This is a genomic window from Yoonia sp., assembly GCF_014859355.1.
Classification (GTDB): Bacteria; Pseudomonadota; Alphaproteobacteria; order Rhodobacterales; family Rhodobacteraceae; genus Yoonia.
Map to the genome: position 1 here is coordinate 1 of NZ_JACUUJ010000088.1, position 3,303 is coordinate 3,303.

The 3,303-nt window shown below is 59.5% G+C and carries 6 protein-coding genes; 1 reads left to right on the forward strand and 5 read right to left on the reverse strand.

Going from position 1 to position 3,303, the window contains the following annotated elements:
- Positions 1–252, forward strand: a 252-nt coding sequence (locus tag IBX59_RS15005) for a hypothetical protein (RefSeq protein WP_296377009.1), incomplete at its 5' end; no start/stop codon positions are given.
- A gap of 37 nt (positions 253–289) precedes the next feature.
- Here the strand turns inward: IBX59_RS15005 and IBX59_RS15010 are convergent.
- The 5 genes from IBX59_RS15010 to IBX59_RS15030 all read right to left on the reverse strand — a co-directional run.
- Entirely contained in the window at positions 290–877 is a 588-nt protein-coding gene (locus IBX59_RS15010) for an HNH endonuclease (protein ID WP_296377011.1), read from the reverse strand.
- 145 nt (positions 878–1,022) lie between these two features.
- The gene (locus IBX59_RS15015; RefSeq protein WP_296377013.1) at positions 1,023–1,745 is read right to left on the reverse strand and encodes a diguanylate cyclase; all 723 of its coding nucleotides are present in this window, start codon (positions 1,743–1,745) and stop codon (positions 1,023–1,025) included.
- 74 nt (positions 1,746–1,819) lie between these two features.
- Positions 1,820–2,488 carry an alpha/beta fold hydrolase gene (locus tag IBX59_RS15020; RefSeq protein ID WP_296377014.1) on the reverse strand — a complete coding sequence of 223 codons (669 nt, stop codon included), beginning with the start codon at positions 2,486–2,488 and terminating at the stop codon, positions 1,820–1,822.
- Entirely contained in the window at positions 2,485–3,114 is a 630-nt protein-coding gene (locus IBX59_RS15025; protein ID WP_296377017.1) for a DNA-3-methyladenine glycosylase 2 family protein, read from the reverse strand. Before IBX59_RS15025 ends, IBX59_RS15020 begins: the two co-directional genes overlap by 4 nt.
- Positions 3,111–3,303: precorrin-6A/cobalt-precorrin-6A reductase (locus tag IBX59_RS15030; RefSeq protein WP_296377018.1), on the reverse strand; the 193-nt coding region annotated here is incomplete at its 5' end. The genes IBX59_RS15025 and IBX59_RS15030, both read right to left, overlap by 4 nt.

Sequence of the window (3,303 nt, forward strand, 5' to 3'; positions counted from 1 at the left end):
GCTGCGTGGCTACTGTATCTTTTTCATCATGTCCACTCGTTTCAAGATGTTGTGCTCGATCAAAATGCGATAGGCGCGCACCAAATATCAATAAAAGGTTTCGCAAGCATGAAGCAGATCAAACTGTATTATTGTGACATGTGGGAAAATTTTAAGCCTGCAGATTGGACGCTACCGAACAGATCATGCAGCCGCTGGCGGCCCAACGCCTGTGTCGGTATGGTAATGTGGGTGACCGGGCGAAACGCCTGACACGCCATGCGCTGCGAAAACACCGTTGGCGGTTGTTTTAAGCGTCCAGTTCCGCGTCCCAATACAGAAAATCAAGCCAGCTTTCATGCAGATGGTTTGGCGGAAACTTGCGCCCGACATTATGCAGCTGTTCCGGCGCAGGCTGGCGCGGCGGTTTGCGCAACGACAGCCCGGACTGGCGCAACGACCGCGACCCTTTGCGCAGGTTGCAGGGGCTGCAGGCCGCAACGACATTTTCCCAGCTTGTCACCCCGCCACTGGCACGCGGCACAACATGGTCAAAGGTCAGATCACCCTTTCCGCCGCAATACTGGCAGCAAAATTCATCGCGCAAGAACAGATTGAAACGGGTGAACGCCACTTTTTTCTGTGGTTTGACGTAATCTTTTAAAACCACGACCGACGGGATGCGGATCATGGTTGACGGGCTGCGCACCACCTCTTCGTATTCGCTGACGATATCCACGCGGTCCAGCCATGCGGCTTTGACCGCTTCCTGCCAAGGCCAGAGCGATAAGGGGTAATAGGACAAAGGACGGTAATCAGCGTTCAAAACAAGCGCGGGATAGTGTTTCAGCGCCCCAGGCGCACGCACAAAATCGGTCCGAAAATCTGTTTGTTTCATGTCTCATACCCCACGCGCAAAAAAAGGTGCAGAAACTGTGCAAACACGGCGTTTCCGCAGTCTTTTACAGGATCACTATATATCGCGTCAGAAATGTGACAAGCCCCACAATGTGCGGCAAAACGGATATTGATAGGCCCCCCTTTCAGGCCGCTTCTGGCAATTCTTCTATGATCATGCGGGCGCGGCCTTGCAATTTTGCCCGATCCAACGCGCGGTCGGCATCGCGCAGCAGCACGTCCAGCGGCGTCATCCCGTCTGCCATCACCGCGCCCACAGAAATGGTGACACACATCGCCTTGCGTTCTGTGACAATGGCCAATCCCGCGCTCAACCGTTCACCGATGGCGCGCGCCTTTTCAACCGGAGCACCAGGCAGGTAGACTGCGAAAACGGCACTATCGAGGCGACCCAGAATATCTGTGCTGCGGGTCAATTCCCGCAGGCGTTGCGCCAACGCCATCAGACACAAATCACCGGCCCGCCGCCCACGAGCGGCATTGAACGCCTTGAAATTGTCGATATCAAACAAAAGCAGAACCCCGCTTTGCGGCAGCGCACGCTGTGCCCGCATCATGAACTGCGCACAATCAGGCAGGCCCGTGACCTGGTCATGGTTGCGCATCCGGTTCATGCGCAGGTCCACGCGCGCTGCATGTGCAAGTGCTGCAAACAGGCCAATGCCTGTTGGCAGCCACATCACCAGCAGCCGCAGCGCCGTATCAGCCTGCCCGCCCTTGATCTGCGCGGGAATGACACGCTCTAACCCCAGCCAAACCAACAGGCCGCAAATCATGAATACCAAAAGCCGCCAGCCCCAGCCAATGGCATCACGCGGCGCAAGAACAGAAAGAAAAAAGGCAGACACTGGCGGCTTACTCACTTGGCAAGAAGGGCGATCTTCCCTTTTTATCGCACCAAGTGTTTGCGATTGCGTTAAGCTCAGGCCAGCCCCAACCGGTCTTGCATGAACGCCAATGCCACCGACAGCCCGTCAGGCGCAATCCCGTGGCCTGTGCCTTTCATGACGTGGGCGAAAACCTCTTTCCAGCCCGCTTGCTGCAAGGCCTCGGCGGCTTGTGCCAGCGATTGCGGCGGCACGACATCATCCTGATCGCCATGCACCAACAGCACCGGCGGGCGGCTGACCACCGCATCGGACAGCAGTTCAGGTTCCAGCAGGCGGCCCGAAAAGGCGACCAGCCCTGCAACGGGGTCTTCACGCCGGGGCAGCACATGCAGCGCCATCATGGTGCCCTGGGAAAATCCCAGCACCATAACCTGTTCGGGCAGCAGGTCTTCATCAACCATCACGCCATCCAGAAACGCATCCAGATCGGCCGCCGCCCGGTCAAGGCCCGCGCGGCTTTCTTCCTCGCTTGACCCGTCGATCCAGGGAATAGGAAACCACTGAAACCCCATCGGCGCGCCGGCGCAGGCTTCGGGCGCGTCTGGGGCGATGAACATCGTATCGGGCATATGTTCGGCCAGCGGATCAGCCAGCCCCATCAGGTCGGCGGCATTGGCACCGTAGCCGTGCAAAAGCACCACGCAGGAACGTGTTTCGCCTGACAGGGGTTCGCGGCGTTCGGCGGTTAATGCTCTGGTCATCGGATCCCTTCCCTTTGTTTGCTTTGCCCGTAGTAGGCCCACATGATCCGCGCCGCAACCGATCGCCACGGCGACCAGCCCTGCGCCATATCACGCAGCGCGCGTTCTTTTGGCCGATCTGGCAGATCAAAAATCATCCGCGCGGCCTCTTGCAGGGCCAGATCACCGGGGGCGAACACATCGGCACGGCCCAGTGAAAACATCGCGTAAATCTCGGCCGTCCAGATGCCGATGCCGGGCACGGCGGTCAGGGTGCGGGTCACGTCACTGGTGGGGGCATCACGCAGGGCGTCATAATCAATCCCGGCTGACGCCAGCGCATGGGCATAGCGCACTTTTTGCCGGCTGAGCCCAAGGGCGCGCAGATCGTCGGCGGGTGCGGCGGTGACATTGGCCGGCGTCGTCATCCGTGCATCAACCATCCTGCCCCAGATTGCCGCCGCCGCCGCAACGCTGACCTGCTGGCTGACGATGGCAGACAACAGTTGCGCAAACCCGTCAGGTTTCAGCCGCAGCGGCAATGGCGGCAATCCCTGCATGGCTGTGGCAAAGCGCGGCTCACTTGCGCACAGCCAATCGACCCCTTCGGCGATGCAGTCGTGCCCGATGATCACACGTTCGGTCACAGGCGCGCCACCCAATCCAAAGCCTCCGCAACGGTGGACACGACCGGCCAGTCACCCACAGGCGGGCGGGCGATCATCAGAACAGGTATCCCCAACTGGCGCGCTGCCGTCAGTTTTGTGCGGCTGGCCACGCCGCCCGCGTTCTTGACGATCAACACGTCCACACCAAGGCGGCGAAACAGCGCCACC